Origin of the sequence: Paenibacillus sp. 7523-1 (genome assembly GCF_002276415.1) — a bacterium.
Classification (GTDB): domain Bacteria; phylum Bacillota; class Bacilli; order Paenibacillales; family Paenibacillaceae; genus Paenibacillus; species Paenibacillus illinoisensis_A.
In genome coordinates, this window is sequence record NZ_NPBR01000027.1 from 1 (window position 1) to 21324 (window position 21324).

General features: G+C 47.8%; 18 protein-coding genes and 1 pseudogene. 16 read left to right on the forward strand and 3 right to left on the reverse strand.

Going from position 1 to position 21324, the window contains the following annotated elements; translation table 11 throughout:
• The 14 genes and pseudogenes from CHH60_RS25425 to CHH60_RS25490 form a co-directional block, all read left to right on the forward strand.
• Positions 1 to 793 (forward strand): annotated as a pseudogene (locus CHH60_RS25425) (extracellular solute-binding protein); the annotation flags it as partial.
• 274 nt (positions 794 to 1067) lie between these two features.
• Positions 1068 to 3446 (forward strand): glycoside hydrolase family 95 protein, encoded by a 2379-nt coding sequence (locus CHH60_RS25430; RefSeq protein ID WP_095361752.1) that lies wholly within the window; start codon positions 1068 to 1070, stop codon positions 3444 to 3446.
• A 19-nt stretch (positions 3447 to 3465) separates the two neighbouring features.
• On the forward strand, positions 3466 to 4812 hold the full coding sequence (locus CHH60_RS25435; RefSeq protein ID WP_095361753.1) for a GH1 family beta-glucosidase: 1347 nt from the start codon (positions 3466 to 3468) through the stop codon (positions 4810 to 4812).
• A gap of 324 nt (positions 4813 to 5136) precedes the next feature.
• Positions 5137 to 5400, forward strand: coding sequence for a hypothetical protein (locus CHH60_RS25440; protein ID WP_024631414.1), 264 nt, complete (start codon positions 5137 to 5139; stop codon positions 5398 to 5400).
• A gap of 318 nt (positions 5401 to 5718) precedes the next feature.
• Complete coding sequence (gene cyoA, locus CHH60_RS25445) at positions 5719 to 6678, forward strand: ubiquinol oxidase subunit II (protein ID WP_095292383.1); 960 nt, start codon at positions 5719 to 5721, stop codon at positions 6676 to 6678.
• A 21-nt stretch (positions 6679 to 6699) separates the two neighbouring features.
• Positions 6700 to 8670 carry a cbb3-type cytochrome c oxidase subunit I gene (locus CHH60_RS25450; RefSeq protein ID WP_095361754.1) on the forward strand — a complete coding sequence of 657 codons (1971 nt, stop codon included), beginning with the start codon at positions 6700 to 6702 and terminating at the stop codon, positions 8668 to 8670.
• A complete protein-coding gene (cyoC, locus tag CHH60_RS25455) occupies positions 8670 to 9284 on the forward strand; it encodes a cytochrome o ubiquinol oxidase subunit III (RefSeq protein ID WP_095292385.1) in 615 nt (204 codons plus the stop codon). The genes CHH60_RS25450 and cyoC overlap by 1 nt, the downstream gene beginning before the upstream one ends.
• Entirely contained in the window at positions 9285 to 9614 is a 330-nt protein-coding gene (gene cyoD, locus CHH60_RS25460) for a cytochrome o ubiquinol oxidase subunit IV (RefSeq protein ID WP_095292387.1), read from the forward strand.
• 219 nt (positions 9615 to 9833) lie between these two features.
• Complete coding sequence (gene kduI, locus CHH60_RS25465; RefSeq protein WP_095361811.1) at positions 9834 to 10673, forward strand: 5-dehydro-4-deoxy-D-glucuronate isomerase; 840 nt, start codon at positions 9834 to 9836, stop codon at positions 10671 to 10673.
• A 34-nt stretch (positions 10674 to 10707) separates the two neighbouring features.
• Positions 10708 to 11466, forward strand: a complete 759-nt coding sequence (locus CHH60_RS25470) for a DeoR/GlpR family DNA-binding transcription regulator (protein WP_095361755.1) — start codon at positions 10708 to 10710, stop codon at positions 11464 to 11466.
• Positions 11467 to 11565: 99 nt separating this feature from the next.
• On the forward strand, positions 11566 to 12318 hold the full coding sequence (kduD, locus tag CHH60_RS25475; RefSeq protein WP_095361756.1) for a 2-dehydro-3-deoxy-D-gluconate 5-dehydrogenase KduD: 753 nt from the start codon (positions 11566 to 11568) through the stop codon (positions 12316 to 12318).
• A gap of 35 nt (positions 12319 to 12353) precedes the next feature.
• A complete protein-coding gene (locus CHH60_RS25480; RefSeq protein ID WP_095361757.1) occupies positions 12354 to 13199 on the forward strand; it encodes a sugar phosphate isomerase/epimerase family protein in 846 nt (281 codons plus the stop codon).
• Positions 13200 to 13434: 235 nt separating this feature from the next.
• Entirely contained in the window at positions 13435 to 14742 is a 1308-nt protein-coding gene (locus CHH60_RS25485) for a homocysteine synthase (protein WP_095361758.1), read from the forward strand.
• A gap of 299 nt (positions 14743 to 15041) precedes the next feature.
• Positions 15042 to 16991: a heavy metal translocating P-type ATPase gene (locus CHH60_RS25490; protein ID WP_303621388.1), complete on the forward strand. Its 1950-nt coding sequence runs from the start codon at positions 15042 to 15044 to the stop codon at positions 16989 to 16991.
• Positions 16992 to 17175: 184 nt separating this feature from the next.
• Here the strand turns inward: CHH60_RS25490 and CHH60_RS25495 are convergent, their stop codons facing one another.
• Complete coding sequence (locus tag CHH60_RS25495; protein WP_095292393.1) at positions 17176 to 17907, reverse strand: ZIP family metal transporter; 732 nt, start codon at positions 17905 to 17907, stop codon at positions 17176 to 17178.
• A 256-nt stretch (positions 17908 to 18163) separates the two neighbouring features.
• Here CHH60_RS25495 and trxB point away from each other — a divergent pair, with 256 nt between their 5' ends.
• Positions 18164 to 19105, forward strand: coding sequence for a thioredoxin-disulfide reductase (trxB, locus tag CHH60_RS25500; RefSeq protein ID WP_095361760.1), 942 nt, complete (start codon positions 18164 to 18166; stop codon positions 19103 to 19105).
• Positions 19106 to 19171: 66 nt separating this feature from the next.
• The gene (locus CHH60_RS25505) at positions 19172 to 19402 is read left to right on the forward strand and encodes a glutaredoxin family protein (RefSeq protein ID WP_095361761.1); all 231 of its coding nucleotides are present in this window, start codon (positions 19172 to 19174) and stop codon (positions 19400 to 19402) included.
• A 236-nt stretch (positions 19403 to 19638) separates the two neighbouring features.
• Here CHH60_RS25505 and CHH60_RS25510 read toward each other — a convergent pair whose 3' ends face one another.
• Together CHH60_RS25510 and CHH60_RS25515 are read right to left on the reverse strand one after the other, a co-directional pair.
• A complete protein-coding gene (locus tag CHH60_RS25510) occupies positions 19639 to 19836 on the reverse strand; it encodes a hypothetical protein (RefSeq protein WP_053779005.1) in 198 nt (65 codons plus the stop codon).
• A gap of 145 nt (positions 19837 to 19981) precedes the next feature.
• The gene (locus CHH60_RS25515; RefSeq protein ID WP_095361762.1) at positions 19982 to 21148 is read right to left on the reverse strand and encodes an ROK family transcriptional regulator; all 1167 of its coding nucleotides are present in this window, start codon (positions 21146 to 21148) and stop codon (positions 19982 to 19984) included.
• Positions 21149 to 21324: the final 176 nt, after the last annotated feature.

Genomic DNA, 21324 nt, shown 5'->3' on the forward strand with positions numbered 1-21324 from the left:
CTTGATTGACCAGGAATGGAACTATCAAGAAGCTGAAAATGCACTCAAAGGTGCAGGCAAGGATGATAGCACATACGCTCACTTCTCTGTATCCCTGAACGAGGATATCGTGGACCACACATTCCAGCCAACTGGATTTGACGGCTATGGAATCGGAATTACTACTTCTGCTGAAGATCCAGTACGTATTATTAAATTTATGGACTGGCTCGCTTCTGACGAAGGTCAAGTGCTGAGAAACTGGGGAATTGAAGGTCAACACTATAATGTAGAGAATGGTAAACGTGTTATCCCTGACGAAGTTCAGGATCGTAAAACCAACGACAACTCTGCATTTAGCAAAGAAACAGGTATTGGTCTGTACAATATCTTCAGTGCAAGATATGGTGATGGTGTGAAGGATTCTACAGATAACTATTACACAACCAACTTCCCTGAGCAGATTGTGGCTGGTTATACAGCGGCTGAGAAAGAAACGCTCAAAGCCTATGGCATTACTACATGGAAAGAGTTCTACCCATCCGAAGAGGAACTTCCTCTCAAAGAATGGGGAGCGGCATACAACATGCCTGTACCTTCAGGCACAGACTATGACGTAACGTTCAGAAAAACTCAGGATATCGTACGTAAACGGATTCCAGAAGCAGTTCTGACGACGCCAGCGAATTTCGATAAAGTGTATGATGACATGCTCGCTGAGCTGGATAAAGCAGGTGCAGTGGAAATGGAGAAACAATATACGGTTTGGGTTAAAGACCGTGTATCCCTCTGGACTGGCAAAGATGTAAAATAATCAAGCATGGATGGAGGTTCATCCATAGTATAGAAGAGGCCCTGAACAAGGGTCTCTTCTTGTTTGTCTTGTGATGTTTTACGTTGACGAAGAATGTTAAATCCAATATACTTTTCTTACTGAAAGCACTTTCACCTTAATGTTATTAGAGAACTATATTAAGGTGCACGAAGATCCAATGAATACATGACAATTGCATCTGTTTTTGATGTATTCGAAAACGTTTTAGTTATTTCGGAAAAATAATAGATGATCAATGAAGAGGAGTTATTTTATGTCCCCATTTAATGAGGAAGCAAAGATCAATCGTCTATGGTACCGCCAGCCCGCTACTCGATGGGAAGAGGCGCTGCCTATTGGGAACGGTCGTCTCGGCGGTATGGTGTACGGTGGTGCAGCAGAAGAGCGTATACAGCTTAACGAAGACACCCTGTGGTCAGGTTTCCCACGCGATACCATTCAGTACAGCAGCCAGAGGTACTTGAAGCGCACCCGAGAACTAATCATGGCGGGACAATATAGTGAAGCTGAAGAGCTGCTCAACCGTGAAATGTTGGGCCGTGATGTGGAAGCTTACCAGCCGATGGGACACTTCATCCTGCAGCAGGAAGGACTTCTTGCACTGAATTATGAAGAGTTTGAACGTGAACTTGATCTGGAATCCGGTATAGCGAAGACAAGCTATGTCTATGAAGGCGTTCGTTATATTCGTGAAGTCTACACCAGCACACCGGATGATCTGATGATATGTACGCTAACGGCTGACAGGGACGGGGCAGTTAACATCACTGCTCATTTGGATAGCCCGCATCCGTATACAACCCAGCTTTCCGAAGATGGCGTGACTATGTTCAGCCGTTGTCCGAGCCATGTGGAGTCGAACTACTTCCGAGACCATCCCGAATCGGTCATCTATGAAGAAGACCGGGGGACACCGTATGCAGTTCGTTTAGCCGTGACGGTGACCGGAAATGAGGCAAAGATATCGACAGAGGATGGCAAGCTTCATGTTCAGGGAGCCAAACAGGTTGTATTTTACTTGGCTGCAGCTACTGCTTTTGAGAGCTATGAGATTGTTCCCGTAAAGGATGGACCATTGCTTGAGCAAGAGTGCAGAGATGTCATCACCAAAGCCATGACATTAGGGCATGAAAGTTTGCGTATTCGGCATGAGGCTGATCACCAGTCTTTGTTCTCTCGGGTCCGTCTTGATCTCGGATCTACTTCTAACGCAGAGCTGCCTACCGATGAGCGGCTGCAATCCTACCAGAGTGGGGTTCAAGATCCCGGGCTCGAAGCTCTTTATTTTCAATATGGCAGATATCTATTAATGGCCAGCTCGCGCCCAGGCACACAACCAGCCAATCTGCAGGGCATATGGAATCATCAGGTTGAGCCGCCGTGGCACAGTGATTATACGATCAATATCAATACGGAAATGAATTATTGGCCAGCTGAGGTGTGTAATCTGAGCGAATGCCATGAACCACTATTCGATCTGTTGGAGGACCTCAGTCAGACTGGGCGTAGAACCGCTCGCATATTGTACGGTGCTCGTGGATGGACAGCCCATCACAACGTGGATATTTGGAGAACGACTACACCTACGGGCGGTGATGCCAGTTGGGCATTTTGGCCGATGGGTGGTGTCTGGCTGACTTCGCATCTGTGGGAACATTACCTCTTTACCGGAGATCAGCGTTTTCTCGAGGAGCGTGCATATCCGGTCATGAAGGAGGCAGCACTTTTCTGTCTGGATTGGCTGATTGAAGGACCGGATGGATATTTGGTTACTGCCCCTTCAACCTCACCGGAGAACAAGTTCCTGACTGATGAAGGAGAAGCACGCAGCATTTCGATGGCGTCGACAATGGATATGACACTGATTCGTGAATTGTTCACCAGATGTATTGAGGCAGCGGGGACTCTTGAGGTCGATCAGGCACTGGTTGCGGAATGGGAAGACAGCCTGAGCAGATTATATCCGTTCCGGATTGGCAGTGAAGGTCAATTGCAGGAATGGTTCAAGGATTTCGCCGAATCGGAGCCAGGACATCGCCATGTTTCCCATCTGTATGGCCTGTATCCAGGGGAACAGATCAATCGAATGGATACTCCGGAGCTTGTAGAAGCTTCACGTGTATCGCTTGAACGGCGCATATCGCAAGGGGGCGGGCATACCGGTTGGAGCTGTGCATGGTTAATCAATCTGTATGCGCGTCTGCTTGACGGTGGCCAGGCGCATCAGTTTGTACGTACACTGCTTGCCCGGTCCACCCACCCTAATCTATTCGATGATCATCCTCCGTTCCAGATTGATGGCAACTTCGGGGGCACGGCCGGCATTGCAGAGATGCTGCTGCAGAGCCATCTGAATGAACTGCATTTGCTGCCGGCTCTGCCAGATGAATGGACACAAGGCAGCGTAACTGGTTTACGTGCACGGGGAGGCTATACCCTATCCATGGAGTGGAAGGACAGCCAATTGGTATCTGCCGTAATCAAGGCTGAGCGGGATGGTTCGGTGACCATTCGAAGTGCACACGCGCTGCGAGGTGAAAGTGGGGAGCAGCATCAGGCTGAACTGACACCACAAGGGGATTATGTAATTACTTTATCCATGACCGCAGGACAGACAGTCCGCGTATCATAAGGAGACGGGGGAGAAAGCAATGACAATTTTTCAATTTCCGCAGGATTTTCGCTGGGGTACAGCAACAGCTTCCTATCAAATAGAAGGAGCAGCACAGGAAGGTGGACGCGGTGTATCCATTTGGGATACGTTTGCACGGACACCAGGCAAAGTTTTTAACGGGGATAATGGGGATGTAGCTTGTGATAGCTACCACCGTTATGAGGAAGATATTGAGCTGATGAAGAAGCTGGGTATCAACACCTACCGATTCTCCATTGCCTGGCCACGCATTATCCCGGACGGGGATGGCGAGATCAATCGTGAAGGCCTGGACTTTTACCACCGATTCGTGGACAAGCTGCTTGAGGCAGGTATTGAACCTTTTTGCACGCTCTATCACTGGGATCTGCCTCAAGTGTTGGAGGATGACGGAGGTTGGGGAAACCGGAGAACCGTCGATGCCTTTGTTAAATATGCAGAGGTCATCTTCAAGGAATTCACAGGTAAAATCAAGTTCTGGCTGACGTTTAACGAACCATGGTGTATTGCGTTCCTGTCCAACCTGCTGGGAATCCATGCACCGGGTAACAGAGACCTTCAGACCTCCCTTAATGTGGCTCATGGGCTGCTTGTCGCTCATGGTAAAGCGGTACAGTCCTTCCGGCGCCTTGGCACAACGGGACAAATTGGTATTGCACCTAATGTATGCTGGGCTGAGCCATACAGCAAATCACCGGAAGATCAGGCGGCATGCGACCGCTCTATCGCACTCAACACAGACTGGTTCCTGGACCCGATCTACAAAGGCTCCTACCCGCAATTCATGGTGGATTGGTTTGCCCAAGTGGGTGCCACAGTGCCAATCCAGGAAGGTGATATGGAGATTATCTCGCAACCGATTGATTTGCTGGGGATCAACTATTACACGATGGGCATTAATCGTTTCAATCCGGAGGCAGGGGTACTGCAGTCTGAAGAAGTGGATATGGGCCTGACGAAGACCGACATTGGCTGGCCGATTGAATCCCGTGGGTTGTATGAGTTCATGCATTATTTGCAAAAGTATGGCAACGTTGATGTCTACATTACCGAGAATGGTGCTTGTATCAATGATGATCTGGAGAATGGGAAAATTAATGATGATCGCCGGATTTCCTATTACGAACAGCATCTAGCCCAAATTCACCGTATCATTAACGATGGCATTAACCTGAAGGGATACATGGCTTGGTCTCTGATGGATAACTTTGAATGGGCGGAAGGGTACCGGATGCGTTTCGGTCTTGTTCATGTGGACTATCGTTCACTGGTAAGAACGCCGAAGGAAAGCTTTTACTGGTACCAGAATGTCATTAAAAACAACTGGCTGGAGACGCGTAATTAGTTGGAGCTATCCATGCATAATATAGATTTGAAACAAGACGGTGGTTCGGTTTATCCGAACCGCCGTTTTTTTTGTGACGATTTTCAGGGAAAGGAGACATGTTCATAAAGCGTTCAAAAGGTTAAATCCTATTGCTGTTATGAAGAGGGCGTTTTTGGGTTATACATAACAAGAGGATAAATCAAGTGTTTGTCAACAGTCCAAATCAAAATAAAGTGTCCAAATTTCGAAATAAATTTGAACATTTGTTGACTAAAATTCATACTGATGTGGTATATTGGTAAAAGGAAAGCACTTACAAAAAGGGAAAAGGAAGTGTTTACTATGGCATCGAAGACAGCAATGGTAAGCCAATTGGAGCGTAAAGATAAGAATATGCGGCGCGCAGTGTTGACGATGACAGTTTTGGCCTGGATCGCCCTCATTACTGGGGTGGTCATGTGTTTGATTAACCTGAATGATTTTAATGACCGTAATCTTGGCTTGATGGTCGGCATCGGTTTTCTGGTAGGTAGTGTGTTTATTTATGTAATCGCCAAATCAATTGGTCTTGTTCATACACGCCGGGAAGATGAAGGAGCGGATTAATTATAATCTGGCGATCTTTCGTTCATAATAAGACTGGATAAGTACCCGGAATCCAGTCAATAAAGCCCTTTGCGGATTCGTTGAGACTGTTCAACGGGACTGCAAAGGGTTTTATTTTGTAACTCGAAGTGTAATGATTACAATGGAAAAATATCAAGTGTGCAAGTGATTTGTGAGAAAAAATTCACACATTTAAGGTGTAAAATCGACAAATTTGTTAACAAGACCAAAAAAGTTGCTCATTTCTGATATCTTTAGAAGGAAGAGAGTAGTATACTGATTTTTCAGTATGAGCGAATTTAAGGAGAGGGGATCAAGATGAACAAGAAACCTAGGTCGCTTACCCGGATTATCATTCCGGTTGTCCTGACGTTGGTTACAATTGCATTGATTGTCTGGCCAATGCTGGCAGGCGGGCAGTACGTTGTTCTGGATCCGAAGGGACCTATTGGCGCTTCGCAGAGAGATTTGATTGTCATTTCGACAATTCTTTGTGCGATCGTTATCGTACCTGTGTTGATTTTGTCTGCTGTAATCGTTTGGCGTTACCGCGACAAGCCGGACAATAAAGCTGCTTATGAGCCTAACTGGGCGCATAGTACCAAAGCTGAGGCTATCTGGTGGACGGTTCCAATTGTTATCATTGGATTGCTTGCGATCGTAACTGTTCGCTACACCTATGATTTGGAGCCTTCGAAGCCACTGGCTTCTGAGAAAGAACCCATTACCATTCAAGTATCTTCACTGGACTGGAAATGGTTGTTTATGTATCCTGAGCAAGGCATTGCAACGGTCAATACGTTGAATATTCCGGCAGACCGGCCCGTGAAATTTGAGCTCACCGCGGATTCACCGATGAACTCGTTCTGGATTCCGCAGCTTGGTGGACAAATTTATACGATGTCGGGTATGGCGATGACCTTGTATTTGCAAGCAGATCACGAAGGAACTTACTTCGGTTCTGGCGCCAACTTTACTGGCGAACATTTCGCCCAAATGCGATTCGACGTCAACGCAACATCGGATGAAGAATTCGATCAATGGGTGGCTGAAGTAAAACAACAATCCCAACCGCTGACGCAAGAGACGTATAACACACTGGCGGAACCGGGAACTAGCAATGTTGCTTATTATTCTTCCTTCCCTGAAGGATTGTTCCAAGACATCGTGACCAAGTATGTCATTGAAGGTACAGGCGCTCATAACCATGGAACTTCGGAAGAAGCTTCAGGCGCCCAAGAAAATACGTCTACGAAAGTGGACAAGAGTGCTAACTAAAGATTCGAAAGGAGGCCCCCAATGTTAGAGAGACTTAAGGAGTTTGCATCGGAGTTTTTCGTTACCGGTGACCCGCTGATTTATGGTGCGGACGTGGCCATCGGTATTACGATGATTACCATCGTAGCGGTGCTGACTTATTTCAAAAAATGGGGCTGGCTCTGGCGTAACTGGTTAACAACCGTCGATCATAAAAAGATCGGTATTATGTATATCATTGCTTCCATCATCATGCTGTTCCGTGGTGGTGTCGATGCGCTGATGATGCGTCTTCAGCTAGCTATGCCTAACATGGATTTCTTGCATCCAGAACATTATAACCAAGTCTTTACGACTCATGGTACCATCATGATCTTGTTCATGGCGATGCCATTTATGTTCGGTTTGTTTAACGTAATTGTGCCTCTACAAATAGGGGCAAGGGACGTCGCATTTCCGTTCCTGAATGCTTTAAGCTTCTGGTTATTCTTCCTGGGAGCAATGCTGTTCAACCTATCCTTCGTTATCGGTGGATCACCTGATGCAGGATGGCTGAGTTATCCGCCTCTATCGGAGCTGTCACACAGTCCGGGGGTAGGACAGAACTTCTATATATGGGGTATACAGATCTCGGGTATCGGTTCCCTGGCTACCGGTATCAACTTCCTGGTTACCATCATTAAAATGCGTGCGCCAGGCATGAAATGGATGAAAATGCCGATGTTTACATGGTCGGTATTCTCCACTTGTATCATCATCTTGTTTGCATTCCCAATCCTGACTGTGACACTTGCATTGCTCTTCCTGGATCGGTTCGGCGGGGCGCATTTCTTCACGCTTGATATGGGCGGTAACCCAATGATGTATATCAACTTGATCTGGATGTGGGGTCACCCTGAGGTATACATTGTCGTCTTGCCGGCATTCGGTGTATTCTCCGAGATTGTAAGTACGTTCTCGAAGAAAAAACTGTTTGGTTACAAATCAATGGTATTTGCGATGTTGATCATTAGCTTCCTGTCCTTCTTCACATGGGCGCATCACTTCTTCACGATGGGTTCGGGAGCAGACGTTAATGCATTCTTCGCTGTTACAACGATGTTGATTGCGATTCCGACAGGGGTTAAAATCTTCAACTGGCTGTTCACGATGTATCGCGGACGGATCCGCATGGCCACCCCGATGTTATGGACAATCGCATTTATTCCATGCTTTATCGTCGGTGGTATGACGGGGGTTCTGCTTTCCGTAGCACCAGCTGACTTCCAGTTCCACAACAGTTACTTCCTGATTGCCCACTTCCACCAAGTATTGATCGGTGGTGTAGTATTCGGATACTTCGCAGGTCTGTACTACTGGTGGCCAAAAATGTTCGGTTTCCAACTTGAAGAGAAACTGGGCAAATGGGCGTTCTGGACTTGGAATATTGGTTTCTATGTCTGCTTCATGCCGCAGTACGCTGTAGGTTTGATGGGTATGACACGTCGTCTGAGCACCTACGGCTGGGATACCGGCTGGTGGGAACTGAACTTCGTATCCACAATCGGGGCATTCCTGATGGGTGTAGGTTTCTTGTTCCAGGTTGCACAAATTGCAGACGGTATTCGCAAATACAAAACACTCAAAGCATCCGGCGATCCATGGGATGGTCGTACACTCGAGTGGTCGATTCCTTCACCAGCTCCTGAGTACAACTTTGCCATTACACCGCGCGGTGATGATATTGATGAGTGGTGGGAAGAGAAAGAACGTCGTGCCAAAGGCATCTACCCACCAGAGCAGCCGCTCGAACCGATTCATATGCCTAAGAACTCCGCAATTCCGTTTATCATGTCTGTCTTCTGGTTCATCGCCGGCTTCGGCTTTGTATTCGGATGGCTGTGGATGGCGATTCTCGGACTCGCTGGCGTAGGGATCTGCATGATCGCTCGTTCATTCTCATACGATACGGATTATTACATTCCGGTCGACGAAATTAAGCGTACCGAAGCGTCGTTAAGGGGGTCGGTATAATGGCTCAAGCAGCCGCTAAGCATGGTCACGATCACGGTCACGACCATGGTCACCATGATCCACAAGAATTGAAATTGCTCGGTTTCTGGTTCTTCCTGATATCCGACGTTATCCTGTTCTCCGTATTGTTCGCAACCTTTATTGTGTTGCGTGACAATACGGCGGGCGGACCAATATTGTCTGAGCTGATCAAAATGCCTGGCGTTATCGCCGAGACATTTATCTTGCTCACAAGTTCATTTACGAGCGGACTTGCCGTTCTTGCGATGAACCAAGGTAAAGTGAAGCAACTGATTAGCTGGCTGGCAGTTACAGCTGTTCTCGGTGCAGCCTTTATCGCACTTGAAGTAACCGAGTTTGTTGAGATGATTCACGAAGGATTCAGCTACACGACGAGTGCTGCTTCCGGCGCATTCTTCACCCTCGTGGGAACTCACGGACTTCACGTATCGTTAGGTTTGATCTGGATGATCGGATTGATGTTCCAATTGAAAAAACGTGGTATTACCGATGTGACTCGCGGTAAAATCAACGTAATCAGCTTGTACTGGCACTTCTTGGACGTCGTCTGGATCTTCCTCCTGTCGATCGTTTATCTGATGGGGGTGATGTAGATGGCAGAGCATAACTCACATGATTCCCATGCTCACGAACAGCATGGCTCCATGAAGTCCTATGTCATCGGCTTCATTCTGTCCATCGTCCTCACAATCATCCCATTGGTGGTTGTACTGAATGATATGATGGGCAGAACAGGAACAATGGTTGTTATTCTAGTAACGGCCGCACTACAGTTTGTGGTTCAACTCTTCTTCTTCATGCATATTCGTGAAACAGGAAAACCACGCTGGAATGTCATGGCTTTGATTTTCGGCCTGCTGATCATGTTGACCATCGTTCTTGGTTCAATCTGGATCATGCTGAACAATGCCGTTGCACATTAAGTTTTGAATAAAGAGGATCTCCCGGTCTGCACTGCAGACGGTGGAGATCCTTTTTTTGTTTTCACTTAAGTGGAAAGCCAAAGTATAGCTTAATTAAAATCAGTTTATTTTCAAAAAAAGGTACACAAATGGTACATAATGAACTAAAATGAACTTATATGAACTTTATAATCAAATCATCTCAAACATCACTCAATTGACGAAGGGAATGGATTAATGATGGAAAATCGTTATGCTGCACACCCCAATGAAGTGAAAAATTATGATACGTCTCGCCTGCGTGAAGAATTTCTAATGGAGCAATTGTTCGCAACAGACGAGCTGGTTACTGTATATTCTCATGTGGACCGTTATATTGTAGGAACTGCGGTACCTCAGAGCAAGGACATTGCGCTTGAAGTGAACCTGAAGGACATTGGAACGGACTTTTTTCTGGAGCGTCGTGAAATCGGTATCATCAATGTTGGAGGACATGGAACGGTCACTGCAGATGGACAGGGTTACGAGATTGGTGCCAAAGAATGCCTTTATATCGGAAAAGGTGTAAAAGAAGTCGTATTTAAAAGTAATGGCAATGAGCAGCCGGCTCAGTTCTACTTTGTATCCACACCGGCACATCACGCTTATCCTACGCAAAAGGCTACCCAGGAACAAGCTCAGCCGAATCATCTGGGCAGCATTGAAAGTTCGAATGAACGGACCATCTATCGCTACATCCATCAGGGAGAGGGCGGCATTCAGAGCTGTCAGCTGGTGATGGGCATTACGGAGCTTGACAAGGGTAACATGTGGAACACGATGCCTGCACATACCCATAACCGCCGCTCCGAAGTATATTTGTATTGGAATCTGCCCGAAGACGGAGTAGTGTTTCACATGATGGGCGAGCCGAACGAGACACGGCATCTGGTTGTGCGTGATCGTCAGGCGATTATCTCTCCAAGCTGGTCCATTCACAGCGGCGTTGGCACAAGCAGTTATACCTTCTGTTGGGCCATGGCTGGTGAGAACCAAACGTTTGAAGATATGGACGGCGTGGCAATGAAAGATCTGAAATAAACGAGTAAATTCCAAGAAACAGGAAGTTGATTGTATGAATCCATTGAAAAGACATGAGAAAATTATGGAGGCTCTGCTGGAGCGCCAGGAAGTTACCGTTAATGATCTGAGCGAACTGCTGCAGGTGACAGGCAAGACGGTTCGGGAGGATCTCGACAAGCTGGAAGCGATGGGACTGCTTGTACGTGTCCACGGAGGAGCCATGCTGGCTCAGAATGACCAGTATGGTATCCTCACGAGCCGAGGAGCCACTGAGAAGCATCATTCGGAGAAGACGGAAATCGCCGAGCGTGCGCTCGCTTACATACGTCCCCATGAAATCATTGCGCTGGACGGAGGGAGCACCACACTTGAGATGGCGAAGCGGATGGACAATCAGCCGCTCACTGTCGTAACCAATGATCTCTTCATTATTGCCGAGCTGACCAAGAAGGAGCAGGTGCGGCTGGTCGTGCCTGGTGGGGCGAGAGTCCGTAATATGCTGGTGGGAGACGACACGGCGGCTTTCATCTCCAGTCTTAATATCCACAAAGCATTTATCTCTACCACTGCACTACATCCGGAGTTCGGACTCTCCATCTATACAGGTGATCTGGTTCCACTAAAAAAAGCGATGATCTCTGCCTCCCAGCAGGTCTTCGGCGTGGTGGACCACTATAAATTCGGGCAATTTGCGCTGCGGACCTTCGCACATTGTTCGGAGCTGGACTGTATTATTAGTGACAGTCATCTGGGTGAAGAGACAGCAGCACTGTATAACCAAATCGGTGTCAAAGTCGATTATCAAAGCTAAACGCACAGATGGACTTAATTTTGAATCGCTAAGCATTTCCAAAAAGTTGATTGGCATCACTTACAGGTTTGCATCTCATAACATGCGGAGGAATCATTCATGAATCCATTTGATCTAAGCGGACAAGTTGCGCTTGTAACCGGTACTTCCGGTGGTTTGGGGCAGGGAATGGCGATTGGTCTGGCGGAAGCCGGAGCAGATGTGGTACTCGTTTCCTATTCAAAACCATCCGAGACGGCAGGTGCGATTGAAGCGCTCGGGCGCAAAGCATATATCATTGAAGCCGATTTAAGTCGTGAAGATGAATTGCCGGCAGTATTTGAGAAGGCATTAGCTTTCCAGGGTAAAATTGATATTCTCGTTAACAATGCGGGGATCATTCGACGTACACCTGCGGCTGACCACGGACAGCAGGACTGGCACGATGTGATCGGGCTTAACCTGAACACGGTATTTTTCTTGAGCCAACTGGCGGGCAGACACATGATTGAACGTGGTAGCGGCAAAATCATCAATATCGCCTCCATGTTGTCCTACCAGGGAGGTATTAACGTCCCGGGTTATACAGCCAGTAAGCATGGGGTTGCGGGCTTGACCAAAGCGCTTGCCAATGAGTGGGCAGGCAAAGGCATACAAATTAACGGGATCGCACCAGGTTACATGGAGACGGATAATACCACGCAGATTCGTGCGGATGAAAACCGGTATCGGGATATTACAGCTCGTATTCCGGCAGGACGATGGGGAACTCCGGAAGATCTGAAAGGGCCGGTCGTGTTTCTTGCGTCGTCTGCTTCAGATTATTTGAATGGTCATGTACTGAATGTAGATGGCGGCTGGATGGCTCGTTAATCTGCTCTGCTATCAATGGTGAAGGAGGCAGTGACATGAAACTTGGTATTCTGGCACATACGTTTGGCCAGCAGCCTACAGCCCAGCTGGCGCAAACGATCGCAGATCATGGATTCAATTCGGTTCAGCTGGCACTTGCAAAAGCCCTATCGGATGTTGACTCGTCTAACGGCAAACTCAGTCCGGGACTGGCGAATGAAATTGGGGACCAGTTTGCAAGCCGCGGAGTCAAGATCGCTGTTCTGGGCTGCTATATTAATCCGATTGATCCGAATGCTGAACGCAGAAGGGCAGACATCGAGCGTTTCAAGGAACATCTGCGGTATGCCCGTGATTTTGGCTGCAGCATGGTTGCAACAGAAACGGGAGGATTGGACACCTACCAAGCCACCCATCCAGATGGGTATGAAGAAAAAGCCTGGAGCGTGCTGCAGGAAACGCTGGAGGAAATCACGGAGGAAGCGGAAAAGTGGGGCGTACATGCGGCCATTGAGCCTGTGTCTACCCACACACTTCATACACGTGAACATATGACTCGTTTGTTTGAAGAGATCCCTTCCTCCAATCTAGGCATGTTGTTTGATCCATGCAATCTGATCAAACAGCCGCATGTTACAGGCCAGGGTGCTTTCCTGCGTGATGTAATGGAGACGCTATACCAGCGAATCATTGTCATTCATGCGAAGGATGTGGCCTTCAATGCACAGGGCGAGAAAATTAATCCAGTACCCGGTGCAGGCATATTGGATTATCCGCTGTTTTTCGAACTGTTAAAAACGTATAAGCCACATATCGATATCTCACTGGAGGGTGTAACCGCCGAAGAGGCAGTTCCTGCAGCCAAGCATTTGCGTGAAGTATGGAATGGTGTGAGAGTGTAGAGATGGGCTGAAGCTAAGCTCATTCTGCGATATTGAAATAGCCAGGAAACCTTTGCCCTCGCAAAGGTTTTTTGGTATAACCTTGCCAACAATACATATAAAATATTTCTTATCGGATAAATCGGAAATAACTCTTTTCAAACACGACATCTTGTGAGAGAATATGGAAAACATACGCCACCATGTGAGGACACCAGGATCTTGAAACGTATAATCCAAGGGAGGATTCAGATTTATGTCAAACGAAAGTGAGCTTTCATTTGAAACATTGGCAATTCATGCAGGTCAGGAGATTGATCCAACGACTCATGCACGTGCTGTGCCTTTGTATCAGACCACATCTTATGGTTTCAAGGACACGGAACATGCTGCCAATCTGTTTGGTCTGAAAGAGTTTGGCAACATCTATACCCGTCTAATGAACCCGACAACCGATGTGTTCGAGCAGCGGATTGCGGCATTGGAGGGAGGAGCCGGGGCGCTGGCTACAGCTTCCGGGCAGGCAGCCATTACGTTTTCTCTCTTGAATATCGCAGGTGCAGGGGATGAAATTGTATCCTCGGCGAGCTTGTATGGTGGTACGTATAATTTGTTCTCAACCACATTGCCGAAGCTGGGTATTGATGTGAAGTTCGTTGATTCCAGTGATCCCGAGAATTTCAGGGCGGCCATTACAGAGAAAACGAAAGCCTTATATGCGGAAACGATCGGTAATCCTCAAGGGAACGTGCTGGACATTGAAGCTGTTGCGGCGATTGCCCATGAGCATGGTATTCCTCTGATCGTGGATAACACGTTCCCCAGCCCATATTTGCTTCGTCCGATTGAACATGGAGCGGATATAGTGGTTCACTCGGCGACGAAGTTTATTGGCGGGCATGGTACATCCATTGGTGGCGTGATTGTCGATAGCGGAAAATTCGACTGGAAAGCGAGCGGCAAATTCCCGGGTCTGACAGAGCCGGATGCCAGTTACCATGGTGTGGTATACACCGAAGCCGTTGGACCGATTGCCTACATTATCAAAGCACGGGTGCAGCTGCTGCGCGACCTGGGCGCAACCATCTCGCCATTTAATTCATGGCTGCTTCTGCAAGGACTGGAAACATTGCATCTGCGTGTGGAGCGCCATAGCACCAATGCGCTGGCTGTTGCAGAATATCTGGAGAAGCACGAGGACGTGCTGTGGGTGAGCTACGCGGGTCTGCCAAGTCATGCCTCCTATGAACTCGCACAAAAATATCTGCCAAGAGGGCAGGGTGCAATCCTGACATTTGGTATTAAAGGCGGTGTAGATGCAGGGCGCAAGCTGATCGAAAGTGTGAAGCTGTTCTCACACCTTGCGAACGTGGGTGATTCCAAGTCACTGATCATTCACCCGGCAAGCACAACCCATCAGCAGCTGACAGAAGATGAGCAGACCGCAGCAGGCGTTAACCCTGAACTCATCCGTCTGTCGATCGGTACGGAGAATATACAGGATATCCTGTATGACCTGGAACAGGCCATCAAGGCGAGTCAGGGAGCAAGTGTTGGAGCGTAACCAAATGGATCATACGAAAGCCGCCTTCCTTTAGGACGGGCGGCTTTTTTGCGTTTCAGCAGCCTATAATCAGGAAACTGCCCATTTACAAACGTCAAATCGAGGCCTATAATATACTAAAAGTTGTATTGGGTAAACATAATTGCATAAGTACAAAAATGATTATCATTCTCATTCAAAAACCATGCTGCTGCGGGATTCCCGCAGCAGCATGTGTCATTTTTAGGGCATTAACAATGGCTCTCATTCTCAATACGACGCTACTTAAATTAACGAAACAAGAAAGGATCGTGATTCACATGCAAGCGATACATCAACCTATACCGACCCAGGCAAAAGAAGAACAGAACTCCGCCCAGTCACCTAACCCGAACCGTGGACGTAAACCTAATTTTCGCGCCATGCTCCGGAATAAGGAGATGCAGGCGGCTCTCGGCAGCGGGTTATTAATGCTTGTTGCATGGGGAACTTCACCCTATTTCAATGCGATATCCATCATGCTGTACATCGTGTCTTATGCAATCGGAGGATGGACCAAGGCCAAGGAGGGCATGGAGACACTGGTCAAGGACCGCGATCTGGATGTGAATCTGCTCATGATTGCTGCATCATTGGGTGCAGCAGCTATTGGATATTGGAATGAAGGCGCGATGCTGATCTTCATTTTTGCGTTAAGTGGTGCGCTGGAAAGTTATGCGACGGAACGGAGTCATAAGGATATTTCATCACTGATGGCACTTAAGCCGGAGACAGCACTGCGCATCGAGAATGGACAGATGAACCTTGTCGCCATTGATGAGCTGAAGCCTAGTGACCTGCTGCTGGTTAAACCTGGGGAATTAATCCCGGCAGACGGTACCGTTTATCGCGGGAGTTCATTCATTAATCAGGCTTCCATTACGGGTGAATCCCTGCCGGTGGATAAAGCTGAGGGTGACGAGGTTTATGCAGGAACGGTAAATGGCGAAGGTGCTTTGTATGTAGAGGTAACGAAGTCAGCTGCAGGTTCGCTGTTTGGCAAAATCATTAAGCTGGTCGAAGAGGCGCAAGCCGAAGTACCGGATTCACAGCGTTTTATTGAGCGATTCGAAGGCATCTACGCACGAGTGGTTGTGGGTGCAACTCTGATGGTTATCGCCGGAGCTCCACTGCTGCTGGGCTGGACTTGGAATGAGGCGTTTTATAAAGCGATGGTTTTTCTCGTTGTAGCTTCACCTTGTGCACTGGTCTCCTCCATCATGCCAGTCATGCTGTCTGCGATGTCCAGCAGTGCACGTCGCGGTATTCTGTTCAAGGGAGGGGCCCATGTGGAGAATATGGCTCAGACCCGGGTCGTGGCTTTTGATAAAACAGGAACATTGACCATGGGTACTCCCCAAGTTACAGATATAATAACAACCGAGGGCATAAGTCGCGCCGAACTGCTGTCTGCAGTAGCTGCAATTGAGAACTTGTCCATGCACCCGCTGGCTCGTGCCATTGTAGATCAGGCAGTGCGTGAAGGTATATTGACTCAAGAAGCTGAACGGGTACAAACACTGACAGGTTGGGGCATTGAAGGGTACGTACACGGTGTTCTTTGGAAGATTGGGAAAACGAATGAAATGCACTTGGATACCCACCCACACTGGCACGACGAACGTGCCCGACTTGAGCGTGAAGGCAAAACGGTATCCATCGTGATGGCGGATAACCATTTTGCTGGCCTGATCGCCATGCGGGATACCGTTCGTCCACAAGCTGCAGCAGCAGTGAAGAAGCTGGAGGAGATGGGCGTGAAGGTGGCCATGCTGACAGGTGACCGGGATAAATCTGCAGCTGTGATTGCACGGGAAACAGGAGTAGGTCTCGTCTATGCCGATTTGCTTCCCGAAGATAAAGTGAAACAGGTACAGGCATTGCGTCAAGAGTATGGACAGGTGCTCATGGTTGGTGATGGTGTGAATGACGCTCCTGCACTTGCAGCGGCTACTGTGGGTATGGGCATGGGAATGTCGGGGAGCGGGACAGCGCTCGAGGTGGCTGATGTGGTGCTCATGAATGATAATATCGAGGAAATTGCCTGGGTGATTGAGCAGGCGCGAAGAGCACAACGGACCGTGAAGCAGAATATGTTTTTTGCCATTACGGTTATTCTGGCACTGATTGCGGGGAATTTTCTGCAAGGGGTGGCATTGCCACTGGGGGTTGTTGGGCATGAAGGCAGCACGATCCTGGTTATACTCAATGGTTTAAGACTGCTGCGTTAATATCCGAAAATTGACCTGTAGGAAACCGTTCTATGCATCCTGATGGGATGTATTCAGCCAGTCTTACAAAGTTTCCCATCAATTTCATGTAATCTTCATTTGTGACCAAAAAAAGAACCTGCAGGGCAGAATGATCTGTCCTCAGGTTCTTTGGGATGTACGTTTATCTACGGAAAAGTCTTGCTTAGAATAGCTCAGTCAAACCAATCATCGTAATGAGTCCCAGCAAAAATGAAACGGTAGCTACACGTGCGTTGCCATCTCCGTGACTTTCGGGAATCAGCTCTTTGTATACAATGAACATCATCGCACCTGCGGCGAACGCAAGCCCGTAAGGAACAAGTCCTGCGACGAGACTGCTAAGTGTGTAGCCGATCATGGCGGTAATAATTTCGACGGCTCCTGTCAAGGTTGCAATCCCAAGCGCCTTGAAGCGGCCGATGTTCTGATTCACGAGAAACAGAGCAACCAGGAATCCTTCGGGAGCATTTTGCAAACCGATCGAAAAGGCAATGAGGTTGCCCAGACTGGCATCGGTACTGGCGTAACTGACACCTACGGATAAGCCTTCAGGCAGGTTATGCATGGTGATGGCCGCAATAATCATGAAGGCTTTGGCTTCAATTTTAAATGGCACCTTCTCTGGATTCTCCAGATCCACATGGGGGATCTTCATTTCGAGTACCAGCAAAACCATGCTGCCGAGCATAATCCCAAGAGCAAGCACGAACAGGTTCGACTGCCCCAGCGCTTCGGGAATGAGATTGTACACCGAGGCCGAGGTCATGATGCCTGCTGCGTAAGCAAGCAAGATATCACGCAAACGGTGTGTTACTTTCCGCATAAATAGAATAGGTACGGCCCCAAGGCCGGTAGACATGGCTGAGATAAAGCTGCCAATGAGTGCATCGTTCATGCTTCCATTTTCCCTCCTGATGAAGACTTCTTCATAATCGCTGCCGAGCATTGACACCGTACTTAAAAGAGATCATAATGAACAACAGATTAGAATGATTATAAATTAGAATTCCATTTCTGCATAGGGCAATTGTCATATTGGGCAGGTCTTGTGGACATGATTTAGGCTTATATCGATCTAGTGTATGCAAGGGCATTTGCTTTTGATGCTAGTGAGCCCAACCTTTTTGCAGAACTCGGGGGAGGAACTATACATGTATAAATCCATTATTATCGGAACAGGCCCAGCAGGGCTGACAGCAGCAATCTATCTGGCTCGTGCCAACCTTAACCCACTGGTTATCGAAGGACCACAACCTGGTGGCCAACTGACAACAACAACGGAAGTGGAGAACTTCCCAGGTTTCCCTGATGGCATTATGGGTCCTGAACTGATGGACAACATGCGTAAACAAGCAGAACGTTTTGGCGCTGAATTCCGCACAGGTTGGGTAAACAACGTCGATATGAGTGAGCGTCCGTTCAAAATTCAGGTTGAGGGCATGGGTGAACTGGTATCGGAAACCTTAATCCTGTCTACTGGTGCATCTGCTAAATACCTTGGTATTCCTGGAGAAGAAACAAACGTGGGCCGCGGTGTCAGCACTTGCGCAACATGTGACGGATTCTTCTTCCGCAATAAAGAAATCATCGTTATCGGCGGAGGCGACTCTGCATTGGAAGAAGCAAGCTTCCTTTCCCGTTTCGGTTCCAAAGTAACTTTGGTACACCGTCGTGAGGAGCTGCGCGGTTCCAAAATCATGCAAGACCGTGCACGCAGCAACGAAAAAGTGGAAATGGCTCTGAACCGTACACCGATCGAAGTCATTGCTGGTGATCATGGGGTAACTGGATTGAAAGTGTTGAACAACGCAACGGGCGAAGAAGAAATTCTTCCGGCAAGCGGCGTATTTGTAGCGATCGGTCACACACCAAACACTGGTTTCCTTGGTGGACAGATTACAACCGATGAACATGGGTATATTATGACCACACCAGGTACTTCTGAAACGAACATTCCAGGCGTATTCGCTTGTGGAGACGTTCAAGATACACGCTACAAACAAGCGATTACAGCGGCAGGCAGCGGATGTATGGCTGCAATGGATGCAGAGAAATTCATCGAAAGCCTGGAGCATAGCGCAGTAGCACTGTAAGGTATCTCTTTTAAATGGGTAAATTAACGTTATAACTATATATAAACTTTATGAGGTGAATGAATAATGGAAAACGTAATTGTATACACATCGACCAACTGCCCGAACTGCAAATCGGTGAAGACGTTCCTGGCTGAAAAAGGAATTTCTTATGAAGAGCGCAATATTGAGACAAGTGACGAGTTTGCACAACAAGTATGGGATATGGGCGTTCGTGCAGTGCCTCTGACTGTTATTGGTGAACACCGCATCCTGGGTATGAACAAAACACAATTCGCAAAAGCACTGGACGCTTAATTGTCCCCCGCCCGGGACGAAAACAAGCTGAACCTGAGCTATTCCGGTTCGCGCGAGCCGTTTGAATATATAGAGAAAGAAGCCTTGGTCCTGTTCTGGACGAAGGCTTCTTTTGTTGGAATTACGTTATTATTTGAAATCAAAAATCCCCTTGCGCCAGTGATTAGGAGCACATGGTAACATGAACTCAAGATTCACTGCGAAGGGGATTTCGTCATTTAAACCAGGTATTTCATCTAAAAAAAGATGCTCATAAACGTCTGAAAAACAACATACACCAATACGCCTGACAGCATATACATGAACCCAGCCTTCTTTTTGCTCTGAAACAATCGAAGTATGCCGAGGCTGAACAGCGGCGCAAGCACAATCAAGAACAGGAGTACGGTGACAAACATTTGCGCCGAGATATCTGAAGTATCCACGTAGGTCACGGGTTTTCACTCCGTTTCGTTATAGGAATTAACACAGCGGCAATCATCTCGCCATGACAAAAATCACATATCCTCATTATAACTCTGGATTTCTTTAACAAAAAGGGAGGAAATGGGGCGAAATGATGTCAATTTTCAACGGTTATTAGACCGATACTCTTATTTTACCTAGAAACTGGGAAATTGCTGAGTAAGCGGCACCAATACGGGTAGATCGGCTGCCCAGCGCTGCCCATTCGATTTGCAAACTGCGACGATGATAGGGCAGTGTACGTTCTTCGACGACTTGCTTGAGAGCTGTTTCAATCCATGGACCTGCTTCGGAGAGTGGCCCGCCAATGATGATGCGTTCGGGATTGAAGCTGTTAACGATATTCGTGATGCCCACGCCCAGTTTGCGGCCGATGTTCTCGTATAAGTTCAATACTGCCTCATGACCTTGCTGGGCATGTTCTACGAGCTCGCGGGTGGTGTGAGCTGGCAAATGAAGCTGGTGGTCAGGGTGCTCATAGGCTTTTTCGGAAGCATAGAGCTCCCAGCAGCCATGATTGCCGCAAGAGCAGGGTCTGCCTTCAGCTTCAATTGACATGTGACCTGTCTCACCGGCGTAGCCCCAGGCACCTTTGTACAATTCACCGTCTACCATAATTCCCGATCCGATACCCATCCCTGCACTGATGTAGATGAGATGACGTACCCCAATGCCGCTGCCAAAATTCAATTCCCCATGAGCCCCTGCATTGGCCTCATTGTCAATCGTTACAGGAAGCTCAAACATCTCCTCCAGCATGGAGCGAAGCTCGACCTTCTCCCAACCCAGGTTGGGTGCAAACAGCACTGTGCCAGCCTCATCTACCATCCCAGGTACCCCGATGCCAATACCAATTACACCATGTGGGGAGGGAGGAGCCGACTGAATCAGATGTTCCGCTGCACGTTTCAACTGTTCCAATACGGAAGGCACATCATGCTGTTCCAGCTTGATGGCATACTCCGTTATGATATGGCCCTCCAGATCGGTAAGCACACCCTTCAGGTGAGTTACGCTCAGCTCTAGACCAACTGCATATCCAGCCGTACCTCGAAACAGCAGCATGAGCGGCTTGCGGCCACCGCTGGACTCACCTGGACCAATTTCCTGGACAAGTTCATCGCTGATGAGATCGGCAACAAGGTTGGACACGGTTGCTTTGTTAAGTCCCGTAACTTCGGATACTCTTGCGCGGGAAAGAGGGGCATGACGGCGAATGGTATCAAGGACGATGGACTTGTTTATTTTTTTGACCAGCATCTGGTCTCCGGTAATTTTCATAACAATCAGGCACTCCTATTCTGTATATAAAAGGGTTCAATCATTCATCCCGTGCTCAAGCTATTCGACTATTATAGCGTAAACAAACCCGGAAAAAACAATTTTATTTTACTTTGTTTAACCAATAGACAAAGTATAACCGATGTGATAGGATAACGGTGTAAACGATTTCTTTA